This is a genomic window from Burkholderia sp. Bp9140, assembly GCF_003853425.1.
In the GTDB taxonomy this organism is placed as follows: Bacteria; Pseudomonadota; Gammaproteobacteria; order Burkholderiales; family Burkholderiaceae; genus Burkholderia.
Genome location: NZ_QTPQ01000015.1, coordinates 1 through 15,317, shown reverse-complemented (window position 1 = coordinate 15,317; position 15,317 = coordinate 1). Strand labels below are relative to the sequence as shown.

The 15,317-nt window shown below is 64.3% G+C and carries 12 protein-coding genes; 10 read left to right on the top strand and 2 right to left on the bottom strand.

The features are described 5' to 3' along the window. Positions 1-185: 185 nt before the first annotated feature. Positions 186-1,106 (bottom strand): LysR substrate-binding domain-containing protein, encoded by a 921-nt coding sequence (locus DIE21_RS14330; RefSeq protein ID WP_185642769.1) that lies wholly within the window; start codon positions 1,104-1,106, stop codon positions 186-188. Positions 1,107-1,249: 143 nt separating this feature from the next. On the opposite strand from DIE21_RS14330, the gene DIE21_RS14325 reads away from it, so the two are divergent. The 7 genes from DIE21_RS14325 to DIE21_RS14295 all read left to right on the top strand — a co-directional run bounded on the left by DIE21_RS14325 (position 1,250) and on the right by DIE21_RS14295 (position 9,159). Next, positions 1,250-2,440, top strand: a complete 1,191-nt coding sequence (locus DIE21_RS14325) for a pyridoxal-phosphate dependent enzyme (protein ID WP_185640777.1) — start codon at positions 1,250-1,252, stop codon at positions 2,438-2,440. Further along, positions 2,437-3,645, top strand: a complete 1,209-nt coding sequence (locus DIE21_RS14320) for an ABC transporter ATP-binding protein (protein ID WP_185642768.1) — start codon at positions 2,437-2,439, stop codon at positions 3,643-3,645. Before DIE21_RS14325 ends, DIE21_RS14320 begins: the two co-directional genes overlap by 4 nt. Position 3,646: 1 nt before the next feature. Then, complete coding sequence (locus DIE21_RS14315) at positions 3,647-4,507, top strand: ABC transporter permease (RefSeq protein ID WP_124498313.1); 861 nt, start codon at positions 3,647-3,649, stop codon at positions 4,505-4,507. A gap of 1 nt (position 4,508) precedes the next feature. Further along, positions 4,509-5,366, top strand: a complete 858-nt coding sequence (locus DIE21_RS14310) for an ABC transporter permease (RefSeq protein WP_221622376.1) — start codon at positions 4,509-4,511, stop codon at positions 5,364-5,366. 9 nt (positions 5,367-5,375) lie between these two features. Continuing rightward, positions 5,376-6,434: an ABC transporter substrate-binding protein gene (locus DIE21_RS14305; RefSeq protein ID WP_124498312.1), complete on the top strand. Its 1,059-nt coding sequence runs from the start codon at positions 5,376-5,378 to the stop codon at positions 6,432-6,434. A 150-nt stretch (positions 6,435-6,584) separates the two neighbouring features. Next, a complete protein-coding gene (locus DIE21_RS14300; RefSeq protein WP_124498311.1) occupies positions 6,585-7,781 on the top strand; it encodes a Xaa-Pro peptidase family protein in 1,197 nt (398 codons plus the stop codon). 208 nt (positions 7,782-7,989) lie between these two features. Beyond that, on the top strand, positions 7,990-9,159 hold the full coding sequence (locus DIE21_RS14295; protein ID WP_124498310.1) for a porin: 1,170 nt from the start codon (positions 7,990-7,992) through the stop codon (positions 9,157-9,159). Positions 9,160-9,337: 178 nt separating this feature from the next. On the opposite strand, the gene DIE21_RS14290 is transcribed toward DIE21_RS14295, so the two are convergent. Continuing rightward, positions 9,338-9,862, bottom strand: a complete 525-nt coding sequence (locus tag DIE21_RS14290) for an Lrp/AsnC family transcriptional regulator (protein ID WP_124498309.1) — start codon at positions 9,860-9,862, stop codon at positions 9,338-9,340. A gap of 150 nt (positions 9,863-10,012) precedes the next feature. Here DIE21_RS14290 and mdeB point away from each other — a divergent pair, with 150 nt between their 5' ends. From mdeB to DIE21_RS14275, 3 genes are all read left to right on the top strand, one after another. Further along, entirely contained in the window at positions 10,013-12,733 is a 2,721-nt protein-coding gene (mdeB, locus tag DIE21_RS14285) for an alpha-ketoglutarate dehydrogenase (RefSeq protein WP_124498308.1), read from the top strand. Between the two features lie 194 nt (positions 12,734-12,927). Further along, positions 12,928-14,616: a biosynthetic-type acetolactate synthase large subunit gene (ilvB, locus tag DIE21_RS14280; protein WP_124498417.1), complete on the top strand. Its 1,689-nt coding sequence runs from the start codon at positions 12,928-12,930 to the stop codon at positions 14,614-14,616. A gap of 57 nt (positions 14,617-14,673) precedes the next feature. Further along, the coding region (locus DIE21_RS14275) for a biotin/lipoyl-containing protein (protein WP_260432482.1) at positions 14,674-15,317 on the top strand (644 nt) is incomplete at its 3' end.

Below are 15,317 nucleotides of genomic sequence, written 5' to 3'. Positions count from 1 at the left end.
CGGGTCCGTTCGATCGCCGGGATTGCCGGGGCGGCCGGTGGGCCCCGGCGACGCCATCACGCGTCGCGCCTGATCCGTTACCGGATCAATGTGCCGGCACGGGCGCGCTGTCGCCGAAGCCCGGATCGGCGCGTGCCGCGGACCGTGACAAGTGCGGTTCAGGATGATCCGTCGCGCCGGCGGATTCATGTCAATTCGTCGGCATAGGGCAGCGCACGAAGGCTGCTCATGACCTCTTCGCGCATGCATGCGACAAATGCCTCGGCGATTCTCGTACGAGGATGAGACGCAGACCACAAAAGGCGGCTTTCGAACCGCACGCGCGGTTCGAAACGCTTCAAGACGATCGGCAGGTGCGCGACCTCCGCCGCGAGCACGGGATTGACGATCGCGACCCCGAGTCCCTTCGCGACCAGCGCACAAAGCGTTTCGGCATATTGCGTCTCGACCTGGATGGCGGGATGAACGTGTGAATCGGCAAAGATCTGGTCGATCACGTGGCGGGTGCCGTCCTCCAGCGCCAGCGCAAGGAACGGTTCGCCGTCCAGGTCGGCCGGCACGATCGGGCGCTTCAATCGCGCGAACCGGTGGCCGGAGGGGACCGCCACGACACCGGCCAACGCCATGAACGGCTCTTCCTCGACGCCGAGAAACCCGCTCTTGGGGCCCGCGATCCCGATATCGCAACGGCCGCCGGTGACCCATTCGTAGACCGTCGCGGATGGCCGCACCTGGAGCGATATCGTCACCTCGGGGAAGGACTGCCGGAAACGCTGCAGTGCACCGGGAATCACCCCGTTCGCAAAGACTTGCATGCAGGTGATGCGCAACCTGCCGGTTCCGAAATTGCGGATGTCCTGCGCGATACGGCGCAACTGGTCGACCGCGACGAATCGTCGTTCGACTTCCTGAAGGAACGCCGCCCCTTCCGGCGTGAGGCGCGCCGGCCCATGACCGCGCTCGAACAACGGAAACCCGATGCCGGCCTCCAGCCGGGCGATCGATCGGGTCAGCGCCGGTTGCGTGATGCCCAGCGCTTCCGCTCCACGGGTGAAACCGCCATGGATGGCCGCCGCGCGAAACGCTTCGATCTGCCTCGCTTCCATAGACATTACCTCAAGGCATGGAACTCAATTTTGTATGCATTGGACAGCATAGCATGGCTGTGAGGGAATGGAGGCCTGGGAGCACACCCTCGGCGCCACAAGGCACGAGGGATACGAAAGCGAAATCTGGAGGAGACGTTTTGATGTCCAATGTGTATCGGCAAAACCCTGACCTGGTGGGTTTCCAGTCGTTGGCCGGCGGCGCGGTGCTGCCGGTCGGGGATTATCCCGGCGGCTGTCCCGAGGGCCGCGCGGCGGGGAGACCGACCAGCGTGGCAGCGGTCTATGCGAAGCAGAAGCAGGACGTCGGCGCGCCGTTGCCGAGCGGCGGCGACATGTCGGGATGGGCGGCCTATCTCCCGTATCTCGAGTGGCCGTCTCTGGGCGAGGGCGGCACACCGCTCATCGAGCTTGAATCGACCGACCTGGGCCGGCTGTGGATCAAGGCCGAATGGATGAACCCGACCGGCAGCCACAAGGACCGCATGAGCCCGCTGGCGGTGGCGCGCGCCGTGGAGGTGGGCGCCAGCGGCATCATCTGCGCGAGCTCGGGCAATGCGGGTATCTCGATGGCCTGCTACGCAGCCAAGGCCGGTCTCGCATCGCGGGTAATCGTGACGGCGAGCCTGCCCAAACCCGTTCGTCGCGCGCTTGCAACCTACGGGGCGGATGTCGTCGTCGCCGAGAACAGCCTGGATCGCTGGCGAGTGATGGAAGAGGCGGTGAAGCACGAGGGATGGTTTCCGCTCACGAACTATCTGCTGCCGCCGGTCGGGAGTTGCGCATGGGGCGTCGAGGGGTACAAGACGGTCGCGTTCGAGCTGGCCGCCGAATGCAGGGAAGGTCTGGACGCGGTGATCGTGCCCACCGCCCGAGGCGACATCATCTGGGGAATCGCGGCGGGCTTCGCAACGCTTGCGCAACGTGGGCAATGGAATCATCCGTTGCCTAAGCTTGTTGCTGTCGAGCCTTTCCCGCGCATCTCGAAAGTGCTTCGGCACGAGGCCGTCATCACCGACCAGTTTCCCGGATCGACGCGGCAGGCGTCGATTGCCGGCACGACGGCGACGGACCAGTCGTTGCGCGCCGTCGTCGATACCGGTGGAACCGCACTCGTCATAGCCGACGAACTGGCGGACGCCGCGCAGCACGACCTGGCGCAACGGTCAGGCATCTACCTGGAGCTCTGTGCGGCCGCGCCCTATGCGGCCATTCCTCACCTGTTGGCGCAAGGGCATCTGGCCGGGACCGACAGGGTCGTACTGATCGGCACCAGTGCAGGCTACCGTGATCCGGTTGCCGTCGACGCCGCCACTTTTCGGGTACCAGCATGAACACCAAGCATCCCACGGCCGCGCTGGCCGTTTTCGATCCGGCACAGGCCGGCCGGGCAGGCACTGCGAGGGACGTCTCGCGGCCATCCAGAGTGGGCGTTGCGATCGATGGCGCGCCGATCCGGATCGAGCATCTCGCGAAGCAATACGGGGCGACGACAGCCGTCAGCGGCATCGACCTGGACATTCGCGCCGGGGAGTTCCTGTCGCTTCTGGGGCCGTCCGGTTCGGGCAAGACCACGCTGCTGATGATGCTGGCGGGGTTCGAGCTGCCGAGCGAGGGGCGGCTGACGCTCGGCGCGACCGATATCACGCGGATGGCGCCGAACAAGCGAAACATCGGCATGGTGTTTCAGCGCTATGCGTTGTTCCCGCACATGACCGTGCATCAGAACATCGCCTATCCGCTCAGGATGCGCAAGGTGCCGAAGGCCGAGATTCCGGAGCGGGTCGAGCGGGCGTTGTCGATGGTGCAGCTCAACGGATTCGGCGATCGCATGCCGAATCAGTTGTCCGGCGGGCAGCAGCAGCGCGTCGCCGTTGCGCGAGCACTGGTTTTCGAGCCGCCGGTGTTGCTGATGGACGAACCGCTGAGCGCGCTCGACAAGAAAATGCGCGAGCGCATGCAGATCGAGATCAAGCAGCTGCAGCAAAGGCTCGGCGTGACGGTCGTCTACGTGACGCATGACCAGGAAGAAGCGCTGACCATGTCCGACCGGATCGCCGTCATGGGCAACGGGCGCATTCAGCAGGTGGGAACCGCGTTCGACCTCTACGAGCGCCCGGCGACGCCTTTCGTCGCGGACTTCATCGGGAAAATGAACTTCATTCCGTCCCGATGCGTGGCGATCGACGACGAGAGCGTAACCGTGCGGGTAGTCGGCGACGTATTGATCCGGTTGCCGCGGCATCAGGTGCGTGGCGGCATCTCCGCGGCCGCGGGTGACACGCTGGATCTGGCGATTCGGCCCGAGCGGTTGAGAATCGGGCGGGCGCATCAGCACCTCGGGAGCAGCATTGGCGGCGTCGTCGAGGCCCGCGCGTATGTCGGCGCGTTCCAGTGGTACGTCGTGCGTCTCGCGGACGGGACGGTGTTGCATGTGCAGACGCAGTCCGGCGAATCCGCCGACGGCGATATCGACGAGCGCCAGGCCGTTGACATCACGTTCGAGCCGTCGGCGCTGCACGTGTTCCGCGGAGGCTGAGATGAGCACGTCGACAAGAACATCGGCCACCCGGTCCGGCGACAGCTACGGCGCGCTGCCTTCACTGTTGCTCCTGTCGCCATTCCTGGTGCTGCTGACCATCGCGTTCGTCTATCCGGTCGGGAAGCTGCTTCTGACGAGCCTGTTTTCCCCGGGCCTGACCTTCGAGCATTACGAGCACGTCGCGTCGGCACTCTATGTGCGCGTGTTTGCGAGGACGTTCGCGATTGCGCTCGCGGTCGCGGGCATCACGTGCGTGCTCGGCTATCCCGTCGCATGGCTGCTGACGCGCGTCAAGGGCAGGACCGCGTTCCTCATGACCGTGTGCATTCTCATCCCGATGTGGACGAGCGTGCTGGTGCGGTCGTACGCGTGGATCGTGCTGCTTCAGCGCAACGGCATCGTGAACGACGTCCTGATCGGTGCCGGCGCGATCGATAGCCCGCTCAAGCTGATCTACAACCAGGGGGCCGTCGTCATGGCGATGGTGCATGTCCTTCTGCCGTACATGATATTGCCGGTGTATGGCGCGTTGAAGGCGATACCCGTGGATCTGTCGCGGGCCTCCGCAAACCTGGGCGCCAGCTCGGTGCGGACCTTTTCCACCGTGACGCTGCCGCTCAGCATGCCGGGCGTTTATGCAGGATCGCTGATCGTCTTTGTCCTGGCGCTGGGTTTCTACGTGACGCCGGCCCTGGTCGGCGGGCCGAGCACGCTGCTGATCGCCACGCTGATCGGCCAGCAGGTCACGCAGACGTTCAACTGGCCGTTCGCGGCAGCGCTTTCCACACTCCTGCTGTCGGCGACCGTCGCGGTGACGGTGGTCTTCCGGCGCTTCATGTCGCTCTCGGGGCGTTTGTAATATGAAAACTCCTTCCATCGGTTTGTCTTCGCCAACGGTCGGCCGGATCGGCTTTCCGTTGTCGGTCGGGAAGATGGCGCTTGTGGGCGTGGCACTTCTCGTGCTGCTGTTCCTCATCGGGCCGATCCTGATCATCGTGACGATGTCGTTCGGCGACGCGGCGTATATCCAGTTTCCGCCGCACGTGCTGTCGCTGAAATGGTATGCGCGGTATTTCAGCGATGTCGACTGGATGTCGGCAACCTGGTTCAGCCTCAAGATCGCTTTCGCGACGACGATTTCCGCCACGGTCATCGGCACCATGGCCTCGATCGCGCTGGTTCGCGGCGCGTTTCCGGGCAAGGCGGCGGTACAGGCCGTCGCGCTGAGTCCGCTGATCGTGCCGCACATCGTCATCGCGATCGCGCTGTACCTGTTCTTCGCGCCTTTCGGGTTGATCGGGAATTTCGGCGGCTTCCTGATCGCGCACACGGTGCTCGCGGTGCCGTACGTCGTCGTCACCGTGTCCGCGGCATTGAAGAGCTTCGATCCGGTGCTGGAGCGCGCGGCGCTGAATTGCGGCGCAACGCGGCTGACGGCCTTCTTTTCGGTCGTGTTGCCCGATATCGCGCCCGGCATCGCGGCCGGCGCGGTGTTTGCCTTCCTCGCGTCGTTCGACGAGGCGACCGTGGCGTTCTTCCTGTCCGATACCGGCGGGAAGACCATTACGCGGAAGTTCTTCGAGGACATCGACTACAACCTCACGCCGATCATCGCGGCGGTCGCGACGATGACGATCGGGCTGTCGCTGGTGCTGATGACGGGCATCCGCATGCTGGAAAGACGGACCCGTGGAAACTCGAGCAAAAACCAGATCTAGGAGACTGACGTGAAATCGATCAAGAAACTTGTGGGCCTGCTGTCCATTGGCGGTTTCGCCTTCTGTTGTTCGGTGGCGAGCCGTGCCGAGGAATCCGTAACGGTCGCGCTGGAGGGGGGCTCGTACCAGCAAAGCCTGCGTACCAGCCTCTTCGAGCCATTCACGAAAGCGACGGGCATCCCCGTCAACGTCGTGACCGCGACCGCGCAGGAGCAGATCGCGCGATTGCGCGCGATGGCGCAATCGCGCTCGGTGAACTGGGACGTGGTGATTCTCGGCGATATCGAAGCGCACGCGGACCCCGTGAAGGCCATCACGGAAGACATGAGCGGCTTCTGCCAGAAATTCGCGGGGAAAGGCCTGCTGTCCGGTGCGTGCGATTCGGCCGGCCTTGACCTCGACTACGGCGTGACCTATCTCGCGTACAACGGCGATCAGTTTCCCACGGGCGGCCCGACGAACTGGAAGGCGTTCTGGGACACGAAGCGCTTTCCGGGCGGCCGTGCATTGCCCGATTTCAACGATCCGTGGCGCGTGATGGCGGTTGCGTTGATGGCCGACGGCGTGGCGTCGAATCAGCTGTTTCCGCTCGATGTCGATCGGGCGCTGCGCAAGCTCGACGAGATCCGGCCGCAGGTGTCGATGTGGTGGAAGACCGGCGACCAAAGCATTCAGGGATACCGAAGCGGCCAGTACGTCGCCGGCATGATCTGGAAGACGCGCGCGAGCGTGCTCCAGAAGGAAGGCCGGAATATCAAGTCGTCGTTCGACGGCGCGATCATGATCTCCGACCGCGCCATGATTCCGAAGGGCGCGCCGCACAAGGCCGCTGCCGAAAAACTGCTGGCGTTCTTCGCCGCGTCGCCGGCAGCCCAGGCCAAGCATTGCGAGAACCTCGGCTGTGTTCCGGTCAGTACCGACGCGATGAAGCTGATGTCGCCCGACACGCAGAAGGGCCTTCCTGTCACGGACGCGCTCCGTTCGAGGCTCATCAGCCCGAACGTCGCGTGGATCAATGCAAACCGCGACCGGCTGCTCGAACGCTGGAATGCGTGGATCCAGCAATAGCCGGGTGGCACGGTTCGCGCGCGGCATGACATCCATTGGCTGGAACGCCGCGTCGCGACGGTATCGACGGTATGCATATGCGGTGCCTCGGCAGCGTGCGCCTGGCGGCGCCGGGGCGAATTTTTTCCTCGAACATAGGACGTTGCAGATATGTTGCTGAATCTCGAAAGGCTCAATGAAATGATGGCGCGCAATGGGCTGGACGCCATTGTCGCCACCTTGCCGGAAAACGTGACGTACTCGAGCGGATACTGGGCACTCTCCCAATGGATCCGTCGCGGTCCGCAATCGTATGTGCTCATTCCGGCGCCCGGTCGCGGCGAGCCCGCGATCATCGCGACGACCAGCCTGCTCGACCAGCTGGCCGACCAGGAGGACGTCTGGATCTCGAAGGTGTACCGCTACGGGTTCTTCTCGGTCGAGCAGGCGAGCGGCGTGACGCTGAATGCGCTCGACCAGCGTCAGCTCGAACTGTACAACCTGCCGGACCACGGAACGGCGATCAACGCGCTGTGCGCGGCCATCGACGACTGCGGCCTGAGTGGCGGCGTGATCGGGCTCGACGAGCTGGGCCTCATGCCCGGCAACTTCGAGGAGATCCAGGCCCGCCTGCCGAACGCGAAGGTCAAGCCGGCACTCGAAATTTTCCGTACGGTCCGCGCGGTCAAGACGCCGGAGGAAGTCAATCGCCTGCGGCGTGCTGCACATATCGCGGAGCAATCGATCGCATCCGCACTGGAAATTGCCAGGCCGGGTGTCAGCGAACGCGAACTCGGGCTGGCGTTTCATGAACGCACGGCACGGGAAGGCGGCTACCCGGTGCTGGGGTGTATCGGCTCCGGCCCGCGCTCCGCGATGCCGAACGTCGAGCCGGGCGACCGGAAGCTCGAGCACGGCGACGTGATCCGCTTCGACGTGGGGGGCCGCTACCGTCATTACCGCGCGGACATTTCGCGCATTGCCGTGCTCGGCGAGCCCACGGAGCGGATTCGTCGATACCATCGCGCGCTGCATGTCGGCGTTCTCACGGCGCTCGACATGATCCGTCCGGGCGTGAAGACGTCCGACGTGTTCGATGCCGCGGTCAAGGCGGTTCAGCGCGAAGGGATTCCGCACTACAAGCGCAGTCACGTCGGGCATGGCATCGGCATCGATGGCTACGACGTGCCGAACCTGACGCCGTCGAGCACGGTCGTCATCGAGGAGGGGATGACGATGTGCGTCGAGACACCGTATTACGAGCTCGGCAGCTGGGGCCTGCAGGTCGAAGACATGATCGTGGTCCGCAAGGACGGTGTCGAATCGCTGATGTCGACCGACGGCGCATTGAATATCCTCGAGCGCTGACGGAACGAGGCGCACGCCGTCCGTGGCGGCGTGCGCGGCAGGCCGGCAGGAAATCAGGTGCGCGGCAATGCATGACCCGCAGGCGCATCCGGACGTCGGAAGCGTCGATCATGCACAGGGATACACGCGTATAGGTTCGTAGTGCGAATCATACAGATGACGTGGAAGTAAAAACCAATAAATCGATTAACTATTTCAGGAGATCTTCATGTACACGAAATCCGCTGTCGCCATTTCTGCACTCGCGCTGTCCGGCATGGCCAGCGCGCAAAGCACCGTTACGCTTTACGGTGTGATCGATACGGGCGTCATCTACGTCAATCACCAAAGCGGCCGCGACAATTTCGTCGGCATGAAGCAGGGAACCATGTCGGGCAACCGATGGGGCGTGCGAGGCCAAGAGGATCTGGGAAGCGGCCTCAAGGCCGTGTTCGTGCTCGAGAACGGGTTCAATTCCGCGAACGGCGCGTTGAATCAGGGCGGGCGGGAATTCGGGCGCCAGGCGTTCGTCGGGCTTTCGAGCGACCGGTTCGGCACGATCAGGCTGGGCCGGCAATACGATCCGGTGGTTGACACCGTACAGGGGCTGACCGCCGACGCGTATATCGCGTCGACGGCCGGCACACCCGGCGACGTCGACAATTACGACAACAGCCTGCGGGTGTCGAACGCGGTCAAGTACCTGTCGCCGGTTTACGCCGGGCTGCAGTTCGAAGCGTTGTACGCATTCGGGAATAACGCGGGCGCGACCGGGCAGGGGCAGGCATGGGGCGGGGCAGTGAGCTACAAGAGCGGCCCGTTGGCCGCCGCCGCCGGCTACTTCCATACGAACAATCCGAGCGCGGGGCGAACCGCGACGAAAGCGTCGAACTGGGGCGTGACGTCGTCGAGCGACTCGATCTTCGACGGCCCGATCAACAACGGCTACACGACCGCCCATTCGATCGCGATCTTCCGCGCGGCGGCGCAGTACACGGCCGGGCCGTTCGTGCTCGGCGCGTCATACAGCAACGCGCAATACAAGCATGACGCTTTCTCCGCGTTCCAGTCGAACGAGACTTACAACGTCGGCAGCGGCTATGTCACGTATTGGGTCAATCCGGCGTGGCGACTGAGTGCGGGCTATACCTACATGCGTGCAAGCGGCGATACGTCCGCGATCTATCACCAGGTCGGCCTGGGCACGGATTACGCGCTGTCAAAGCGGACGGACGTCTATCTGATCGGCTCGTATCAGCATGCGAGCGGGACGCAGGCCACGTACAACTCGGCCGGCCAGCGCGTTCTGCAGCCGGCACAGGCATCGATCGGCTCGTTCGGCTATGCGGGTACCAGTACGCAGGAACTGGTTCAGATCGGGCTTCGTCACCGCTTCTGACCGGACGGGACGCGAACTGCAGGAGGTATGCCCGTCGTGATCGCGAGTGATCGCGACGGGGTGCACGGTCGGCAGGCGCAGGATGTTCGTGCGCCTGCGGGGAAGCGGCGGCGGGCGATGTTCCGCCGTCCGGGCGTGACGAATACCGTGATGGCGCCGAGCCGCCACGGTACGACGCTCAATCCCAGTCGGCCGTCTTGCTTGCGTCGACGAGCGTGAGCCCCTGTGTCGGCAGCGGGAGAGCAGTCTTGTAGCGCACCTGCTTCAACGCGAAGCTGGAGCGGATGTTCGACACACCGGGAATCGTCGTGAGCCTTTCGATGATGAAGCGCTCCAGCGCACGCATGTCGGGCATCACCACGCGCAGCAGGTAATCCGCGTCGCCGGACATCAGATAGCACTCCATGACCTCGGGCTGCTCGGAGATCGCCTTTTCGAAACGTTGCAGGGCGTGCTCGACCTGCTTTTCGAGACTGACCTGAATGAACACGTTGATGCTGAGGCCGAGTGGCTCGGGGTCGAGCAGCGTCACTTGCTGCTTGAAGAGGCCCAGCTTTTCAAGCGCACGCACGCGATTGAAGCAGGGCGTCGGCGAAAGGTTGACCGTGCGCGCCAGCTCCGCATTCGTGATCTTCGCGTTCTGCTGCAATTCGTTGAGGATGCCGATGTCAATTCGGTCGAGCCGTTTGGTGTGGGAACTCATGGAAGGAATCGTCTGGAAGCGTGTCTGTATCCGGAATATTTACACTGGTCCGCGTCGAAATTACAAGCAGTTCAGAAACATATTCTGCACCTCGACCGGTAGCATGAACAGATTGATGCGCGTCGATGGGCGGCGTGCGGGAGACTTGCAATGACAAACTTATCGAGTGGCATCGACGCGGCAAAGCACGCCGATACGGCGAACGTCGACGCGGACCCGGTTGAAACGGCGGAATGGCTGGAAGCGCTCGATGCGGTCGTCGCATCGGTCGGGCAGGACAGGGCGCAGTTCCTGCTCGATCGGGTTGCCGAGCATGCACGCAAGAGCGGGCTCGCCGCGCAGCGCAGCAACGTGACGCCGTACGAGAACACGATAGCGCTCGACCAACAGCCGCGCTATCCCGGCAACCTCGAACTGGAAGAGCGGCTTTCCGCCGTGCTGCGCTGGAATGCGCTTGCGATGGTCGTGCGTGCGAATCGTGCGTACGGCGAACTCGGCGGGCACATCGCGAGCTATGCGTCGGCATCCGACTTGTTCGAAGTCGGCTTCAATCACTTCTTTCGCGGCGGGGCGGCAGACGGCGGTACGGGGCCGGGCGACGATCTGGTCTATTTCCAGCCGCATTCGTCGCCGGGTGTCTATGCACGCGCCTTCCTCGAAGGCTTCCTGGACGATGAACACCTGACGCATTACCGGCGCGAGATTGCCGGGCCTGGCCTGTGTTCGTATCCGCATCCCTGGTTGATGCCGGACTTCTGGCAGTTCCCGACCGGCTCGATGGGCATTGGTCCGATCAATGCCATCTATCAGGCGCGCTTCATGCGCTACCTGCAAAACAGGGGGCTGCTGCAGACGGAGGGCCGAACCGTCTGGGGCTTCTTCGGGGACGGCGAGATGGACGAGCCGGAATCCCTGAGCGCATTGTCTCTGGCTGCGCGCGAGAAACTGGATAACCTCGTGTTCGTGATCAACTGCAACCTGCAGCGGCTCGATGGCCCCGTGCGCAGTAACGGCAGGATCATCGACGAACTCGAAGCGCAGTTCGTCGGCGCCGGCTGGAATGTCATCAAGGTGGTGTGGGGATCGGACTGGGATGCCCTGTTCGCGCGCGACCGAACCGGCGCGCTGCTTCGTGCGTTTGCACATACCGTCGACGGGCAGTTTCAGACGTTCTCGGCGAACGACGGCGCGTACAACCGCGAGCACTTCTTCGGGCAGAACGCCGAGCTGGCCGCGCTTGCGTCCCATCTGAGCAACGAAGAGATCGAGCGTCTGCGGCGCGGCGGTCACGACACCCGCAAGCTTCATGCGGCCTACGATCGCGCGCTGAAACACAAGGGGCAGCCTACGGTCATTCTCGCCAAGACGATGAAGGGCTTCGGCATGGGCGCGATCGGCCAGGGCCGCATGACGACGCACCAGCAGAAAAAACTCGACGTGGAGCAGTTGATCGCGTTCCGCGATCGCTTTCGTCTCCCGCTGAGCGATGAAGACGTCGAGCAGCTCCGTTTCTACAAGCCGGAGGCGTCGAGCCCGGAAATGCGCTACCTGCATGAGCGCCGGTCCGCGCTCGGCGGCTATGTGCCGCGACGGCGTCAGGTCGCGTCCGCCGCGGTGCAGGTGCCGGCGCTGTCGTCGTGGGGGCAATTCGCGCTCGACGCGGACGGCAAGGAAATGTCGACGACGATGGCGATCGTCCGGATGCTGACGGCGCTGCTGAAGGATGCCGCGCTCGGGCCGCGTGTCGTGCCGATCGTGGCGGACGAGGCGCGTACCTTCGGGATGGCGAACATGTTCCGTCAGGTCGGCATTTATTCGCCGCTCGGGCAGTTGTACGAACCCGAGGACATGGGGTCGATGCTGTACTACCGCGAAGACACGCGCGGGCAGATTCTGGAGGAGGGCATCTCCGAGGCGGGCGCGATTTCGTCGTGGATCGCCGCGGCGACGGCGTACTCGGTCCACGATCTGCAGATGCTGCCGTTCTACATCTACTACTCGATGTTCGGCTTCCAGCGAATCGGCGATCTGATCTGGGCCGCCGCCGACCAGCGTGCGCGCGGCTTCCTGATCGGCGCGACCGCGGGGAAGACGACGCTTGGCGGCGAGGGGCTGCAGCATCAGGACGGCACGAGCCTGCTCGCGGCATCGACCGTGCCGAATTGCCGTGCCTACGATCCCGCCTTTGCGTACGAGATCGCGATTATCGTCGACGAAGGGATGCGGCAGATGATCGGGCAACAACGCGACGTCTTCTACTACCTGACGGTCACGAACGAGAACTACGCGCAGCCGTCGTTGGCCGATGCGGAGCGTGTAAGGGATGGCGTGCTGAACGGCATGTATGCGCTGGATCCGGCGACGCAGGATACGGCACAGGTCCAGCTGCTCGGATCCGGCGCCATTCTCGGCGAGGTGATGGCGGCCGCGGGCATGTTGAAGGACGACTGGCGTATCGAGGCGGCGATCTGGAGCGTGACGAGTTTCACCGAACTGCATCGCAACGGGTCGGCCGCGGAGCGTGGCGCGCGGCTGTTCGACGATGACGAGCCGGCCGTGCCTTACGTCACCGAATCCCTGCGTGCAACGCGCGGCCCGGTGATCGCGGCAACCGACTACGTCCGCGCGGTACCCGAACTGATCAGGGCGTTCGTGCCGCGCCGATACGTCACGCTCGGAACCGACGGATTCGGCCGAAGCGATACCCGCGCGGCGCTTCGCGAGTTCTTCGAGGTGGATCGCGTCGCCATCGTGCTGGCCGCGCTGAAGGCATTGGTGGATGACGGGACGGTCGAAAAATCCGTGTTGCGGGATGCGATCGAAAAATACGGCAGAACGAACAGCAATCGCGTTGAGCCCTGGCTGCGATAACCGTACGACGGTCGATGCCGTCCTCCGGCCGATGAAGGCAGGATCGACGGGTCGCCTGCGGGGGGGGATGTGGTTTGACGGATGTTTGGCGAGATGGGGAGAGTGATGTGAATCATGCGGAATCGGAGCTCCGGCAGGTCGCAAGGGCCGATGCAGCAGACGCGGGCCGCGCGACGATACTGTCGGGCGCCCGGATGGTGGTGTCGGCGCTGCGACGAGAGGGCGTCGACACGGTCTGGGGCTATCCCGGCGGCGCGGTCCTGCCGCTCTACGACGCGCTTCAGGAAAGTGCGGATATCGCCCACCTGCTGGTTCGGCATGAACAGGCAGCGGTTCATGCGGCCGATGGCTTTGCGCGTGCGACGGGGAGGGTCGGGGTCGCGCTGGTGACATCGGGGCCGGGCGTGACGAATGCGGTGACCGGTATCGCGACCGCGTATTTCGATTCGATCCCGATGGTCGTCATCACCGGCAACGTGCCGACGGCGTCGATCGGATCGGATGCGTTTCAGGAGTGCGATACCGTCGGGATTACGCGATCCATCGTCAAGCACAACTTCCTCGTGCTCGACGTGGTGCACCTCGCGGTGACATTGAAGAAGGCATTTCATATCGCGAGCACGGGGCGGCCCGGCCCGGTGGTCGTCGATATTCCGAAGGACGTTCTGCAGGCAAGCGCCGAATTCGTTTACCCGGAATCCGTGTCGCTGCGTTCCTACCGTTCACCCAAGGACGCGCATGCGGGCCAGATTCGCCGGGCGGCGGACCTGCTCGCGCGCGCGCAGCGGCCGTGTCTGTTTGTCGGCGGAGGTGCGATCGCGTCGGGCGCGAGCGACGAAATCGCGCGGCTCACGAAGCGTCTCGACGCACCGGTGACCAACACGCTGATGGCGCTCGGCGCCTTTCCGGGCACCGACTCGCGATGCCTCGGCATGCCGGGCATGCATGGGACCTACGAAGCGAATATGGCGATGCAGCACTGCGACGTGCTGATCGCATTCGGTGCGCGATTCGACGATCGCGTCATCGGGAATCCGGAAGATTTCCTGTCGGTCGGACGAACGGTCATTCACGTCGACATCGATCCGGCGACCATCGGGAAGCGGGTGGCCGTCGATGTACCGATCGTCGCCGACGTCAAGGCCGCCGTGCAGGCCATGCTGTCCGCGCTGGAAGACATGACGGCCGACACGACCGACCGAACCCGGTGGTGGAGGCAGATCGAAACATGGCGGGCCCGGCGTTGCCTGGCGTTCAAGGACGACGACGTCGTGATCAAGCCGCAATCGGTCATCCAGACGCTCTGGGAGGTGACGGGCGGCGACGCGTACATCTGCTCGGATGTCGGCCAGCACCAGATGTGGGCGGCTCAGTTGTATGCGTTCGACAAGCCGCGGCGCTGGATCAACTCGGGCGGCCTCGGAACGATGGGCGTCGGGCTGCCCTACGCGATGGGCGTGAAGCGGGCGTTTCCCGAGTCGGACGTCGTGACGGTCACGGGCGACGGTTCGATTCAGATGTGCATCCAGGAACTGTCGACCTGCAAGCAGTATGACCTCGGGGTCAAGGTCGTTTCGCTGAACAACGGCTATCTCGGGATGGTCAGGCAGTTGCAGCATGTGCATTATCGCGACCGGTTTTCGCATTCGTACATGGATGCGCTGCCCGACTTCGTCGCGCTCGCCCGTGCTTACGGGCACGTCGGCTTCCGGATCGACAAGCCTGGCGACGTCGAACCGGTGCTGCGCGAAGCGTTGGCGATGAAGGATCGCACCGTTTTCATGGACTTTCAGATCGACGGAACCGAAAACGTATGGCCGATGATCCCGGCAGGGTCCGGGCTGACGAGCATGTTGATGGGCTCTGGCGACATCGAATACTAGATGGGTGCGTTCGGCGCGCACCGTGCGGTGCCGCGATGGCATGGGGAGATACCTGAGGTGGATGTGATTGAAATCAACGTGCCGGATATCGGCGATTACAGGAATGTGCCGGTGATCGAGATCGGCGTGAAGGTCGGCGACACGGTCGAGAAGGAGCAGTCGCTCGTCACGCTCGAGTCGGACAAGGCGACGATGGACGTGCCGAGCCCGGTCGCCGGCGTCGTGAAGGACATCAAGGTCAAGATGGGCGATTCGGTGTCGGAAGGCACGCTGATCGTGCTGCTCGACGCCGCCGGCGCACCGGCTGCCGCCGCGCCGCAGGCAAGCGCAGCGGCGCCGGCACCGGCACCGGCACCGGCTGCGGCTGCGGCTGCGGCACCGGCGACGGCTGCGCCCGCACCCGCTCCGGCTGCCGCCGCACCGGCCGCAGCGTCGTCGGGCGAGTATCGCGCCAGCCGCGCGTCGCCGTCGGTGCGCAAGTTCGCGCGCGAACTCGGCGTCGAAGTCGCACGCGTGCAGGGCTCGGGTCCGAAGGGCCGCATTACGAAGGAAGACGTCTCGGGCTTCGTGAAGGGCGCGATGACGGGCCAGCGCGCAGCGCCGGCCGCAGCGGCCGCGCCGGCAGGCGGCGGCGAGCTGAACCTGCTGCCGTGGCCGAAGGTCGACTTCTCGAAGTTCGGCCCGTTCGAGGCGAAGCCGCT

What these genes read in the sequence shown, in the direction of transcription:
- DIE21_RS14325 (WP_185640777.1), top strand. Translation starts at nt 1,250, where the DNA reads ATGTCCAATGTGTATCGGCAAAACCCTGACCTGGTGGGTTTCCAGTCG.
- ilvB (WP_124498417.1), top strand. Translation starts at nt 12,928, where the DNA reads ATGGTGGTGTCGGCGCTGCGACGAGAGGGCGTCGACACGGTCTGGGGC.
- DIE21_RS14310 (WP_221622376.1), top strand. Translation starts at nt 4,509, where the DNA reads ATGAAAACTCCTTCCATCGGTTTGTCTTCGCCAACGGTCGGCCGGATC.
- mdeB (WP_124498308.1), top strand. Translation starts at nt 10,013, where the DNA reads ATGACAAACTTATCGAGTGGCATCGACGCGGCAAAGCACGCCGATACG.
- DIE21_RS14300 (WP_124498311.1), top strand. Translation starts at nt 6,585, where the DNA reads ATGTTGCTGAATCTCGAAAGGCTCAATGAAATGATGGCGCGCAATGGG.
- DIE21_RS14315 (WP_124498313.1), top strand. Translation starts at nt 3,647, where the DNA reads ATGAGCACGTCGACAAGAACATCGGCCACCCGGTCCGGCGACAGCTAC.
- DIE21_RS14330 (WP_185642769.1), bottom strand. Translation starts at nt 1,106, where the DNA reads ATGGAAGCGAGGCAGATCGAAGCGTTTCGCGCGGCGGCCATCCATGGC.
- DIE21_RS14320 (WP_185642768.1), top strand. Translation starts at nt 2,437, where the DNA reads ATGAACACCAAGCATCCCACGGCCGCGCTGGCCGTTTTCGATCCGGCA.
- DIE21_RS14290 (WP_124498309.1), bottom strand. Translation starts at nt 9,862, where the DNA reads ATGAGTTCCCACACCAAACGGCTCGACCGAATTGACATCGGCATCCTC.
- DIE21_RS14295 (WP_124498310.1), top strand. Translation starts at nt 7,990, where the DNA reads ATGTACACGAAATCCGCTGTCGCCATTTCTGCACTCGCGCTGTCCGGC.